Here is a 2809-nt window from a genome sequence, read left to right as displayed (position 1 = left end):
AGGGGACTCTGTATCACCGGAATTTATGCGGGCGCTGGCTGAGCGTCTGCCGCAGCATGAGGATAAACTGATGACTATCGCAGAACGTCTTGAGCAAAAAGGTCGCCAGGAGGGCAGGATGGAAGGTGCGCTTGAAAAAGCCCTGGCTATTGCGTGCCAGCTTCAGAAAATGGGGATGACGCCGGAGCAGATTAAGCAGGCTACCGGACTTTCCGATGACGAACTGAAGAAAATCATTCACTGATGAGAACCTCACAGCCCGGCAAAATGCCGGGCTTTTTTGTCAGCAGGAGCAGAGCAAACAGCATGACGATTGCAGAACGTCTTATACAGAAAGGTTTTGAAAAAGGTGCTCTTGAAGTGGCGCGGGAAATAGCCTGCCGGCTTTGGAATATGGGCTGGCCGCCGGAACGGATTCAGGAGGCAACCGGACTTTCCGGTGAAGAACTGAAAAAACTGTTTCCTGATGAGCAGTAGCCTGGCATTCTGCCAGGCTGTGAATCACGCTTACACATTCCCTGCCGTTTCCCCCAGTTCATTTTCCAGTCGCCTGATGATATCTGCCTTACGCATCCCCTGCATGTGAGGCAGCAGGTCACGGACTGAAAGTGCCTGGGTGGTCCTCCAGACGGTGACGTCCACCTGTTCCGCATTTTCCCAGGCGTGCCATGTTCTCTGCGTCACGCCAAATTCTCTGGCCGCTTTTTCGCGTGACCAGAGCATGCTTTTTCGCCAGATTCGCAGTTCCCAGCCGGTCATAAAACACCTTTGAAAAAGTGAAAAAACTTCACTTTATTTTATCATCACAATTGCCAAGTCAGCGCGATAAATAAGTGTAAAAAAGTGAAGAAATTTCACTTTTTTTGCTTGTAAATGTCGTGCGGTTTTCTCTGTTTTCACCTGTGCGGGAGTGGTGTGCCAGTGACCACCACATGCCATTGTTGTGCCGTCGTTTTTCTTCAGTCGCGCCGTATGCGGCGCTCCCTGCACACCTTACGGTGTGTAAGGCCACTGCGCCTGATGGCGCAGCTGTCTCTGCCTGTCTGCCGCCGCACTGCGGCCCGTTCTCCGCAGACGGACTTTCCGGGGGTACATACACGACCACATCCCGTTTCAGTCGTCCAGGGGAGAGATGTACCAGCCACAAAACTTTTTGCCGCAGGCGTCAAAAGCTTTTGCGTCTGCCCCCGGACAACTGCCCCGTGACGTGGTGAGCGTCCCCCGTCGGAAAGGTCTACTGCGGGGAAATACCCTAAGACCCGGACGGCAGAAGGAGCTTCGCTCCTCCGGGAAATGACCTGGCTGACCCGGCAGTCGTGACGATAAGGAGACAATGTGATGAATCAGACTTTACCCACTGCTGACCTGAATACTGCCGGCACGACAGATGTTATTCCGTCTGTGGCCATCGACCGCATCATCGCGCAGCGTAACGAAGGTATTGCACTGTTCATGCAGGCGATGGAATGCCTGGCGACAGCGCGCAGGATTCTGCTTGATGCGTCAGGTGATATTTTTCTTTACGGTTTTGAAGACTGCGTGACCGACTCCGTTCGGTGCATGGATAAACCGGAAGAAGCGAAAAAGAATATCACCCGTCTTGCCGACCGTAAAATCTGGGACCGCCTGATGACAGATACGGGCATGTACACCTTCATGAGTTCATGCCAGCGTGATGAGTGGAACAGCCAGCTGATGAGCGACACCTGTCCTGAAATCACCCTGGACAATGTACTGGCAACATTCCGCCATCTTAATGCCAGCAAGATGCAGACGTTTGAACAGGGACTGATTGATGTCTACCGGAAATTGTCATGGGATTACAGAACCAATAATCCCTGCCGTCTGGGAAAGAAAATCATTATTGAAAACCTGCTGTACCGCTGGAGTAACGGGCGTGTGACGCTGGACTGCAGCGGACGGGAAGCACTGGATGACCTGGTACGTCCGTTTTATCTGCTGGAGGGGCGCAACGTTCCTGACTTCAGGAACAGCATCGGGGGGGCAGTATGGTGAATTTCTTGGGAACGGCGACAATGTCGGTAAGTTGTTAGAAGGGGAATATTTTACGGTGCGTGGCTACCAGAAAGGGACCGTACACATTGTCTTTAAGCGTTCTGACCTTGTTGAAAAACTGAATGATATTATTGCACGGCATTATCCTGGTGCATTGCCGCCACGAGTCTGATTAAACAGAAAAGCCCTGGTATTTATGCCGGGGCTTTTTTTTCTGTAATCATCATAATCTCAGAACACGATGTGACATTGTCACATCAATTGTTGTTCATATCGATGCCATCTTTCCTGCCTGAATCTGTCTTTTTAGGTGCTGTTTTAGAGGAAGAACGGCGGGATGTTTTTTTCGATTCTGCTTCCCGAATAATGTCACGAAGTGCCTTCTCTCCTACTTCATACCCTGCATTTTTGAGCGTGTCACGAACATCTGCCAGTGTATAACCCTTTGTCCTTACCAGGACAATAATGTCATCACGAATGGCATCAAGAAAATCACGCAATGTTTTCCGTTGAGCGGTGAGATCTGGCAATTCCGATAAAGCAGCTTTTGCCAGCTGGACATCATCATCTGAGTAAAATTTTTTAGAAGCCATTGGCACTTTCTCTCCGTTTAATGTTGAAGCCTGATTTTATCATCAAAAACTGACTCCTGGCAGGGCTGCGCCCTACCTCTGCCGTCTGTATAAGACTATGATGCACAAAAATAACAGGCTATAATGGCCTGAAAAACGGGACAGGATGTGCAATTGTAATACCGTCACACGCGACGCTATTACAATTGCCATCTGGTCAG

5 protein-coding genes and 1 pseudogene are annotated in these 2809 nt (G+C 50.3%); 3 read left to right on the top strand and 3 right to left on the bottom strand.

The window, feature by feature from the left end; all coding sequences use genetic code 11:
• Both ACJHX3_RS24545 and ACJHX3_RS24540 read left to right on the top strand, forming a co-directional pair.
• On the top strand, positions 1 to 244 hold a 244-nt coding region (locus ACJHX3_RS24545; RefSeq protein ID WP_410236233.1), incomplete at its 5' end, for an Rpn family recombination-promoting nuclease/putative transposase.
• Positions 244 to 477, top strand: coding sequence for a hypothetical protein (locus tag ACJHX3_RS24540; protein WP_162861452.1), 234 nt, complete (start codon positions 244 to 246; stop codon positions 475 to 477). The genes ACJHX3_RS24545 and ACJHX3_RS24540, both read left to right, overlap by 1 nt.
• Positions 478 to 507: 30 nt before the next feature.
• On the opposite strand, the gene ACJHX3_RS24535 is transcribed toward ACJHX3_RS24540, so the two are convergent.
• A complete protein-coding gene (locus tag ACJHX3_RS24535; protein ID WP_000148286.1) occupies positions 508 to 759 on the bottom strand; it encodes a helix-turn-helix transcriptional regulator in 252 nt (83 codons plus the stop codon).
• Between the two features lie 33 nt (positions 760 to 792).
• Complete coding sequence (locus tag ACJHX3_RS24530; RefSeq protein WP_001161115.1) at positions 793 to 990, bottom strand: hypothetical protein; 198 nt, start codon at positions 988 to 990, stop codon at positions 793 to 795.
• Positions 991 to 1338: 348 nt separating this feature from the next.
• Between ACJHX3_RS24530 and ACJHX3_RS24525 the strand changes: the two are divergent.
• Positions 1339 to 2188: pseudogene (locus ACJHX3_RS24525) on the top strand (DUF4942 domain-containing protein).
• An 85-nt stretch (positions 2189 to 2273) separates the two neighbouring features.
• On the opposite strand, the gene ACJHX3_RS24520 reads toward ACJHX3_RS24525, so the two are convergent.
• Positions 2274 to 2609: a hypothetical protein gene (locus ACJHX3_RS24520; RefSeq protein WP_016247914.1), complete on the bottom strand. Its 336-nt coding sequence runs from the start codon at positions 2607 to 2609 to the stop codon at positions 2274 to 2276.
• Between the last annotated feature and the right edge of the window lie 200 nt (positions 2610 to 2809).

This window comes from Escherichia sp. WS1265, from assembly GCF_046487585.1.
Taxonomy (GTDB): domain Bacteria; phylum Pseudomonadota; class Gammaproteobacteria; order Enterobacterales; family Enterobacteriaceae; genus Escherichia; species Escherichia coli.
The sequence above is the reverse complement of the archived record's forward strand: the minus strand, read 5'-3'. Positions and strand labels throughout refer to the sequence as shown.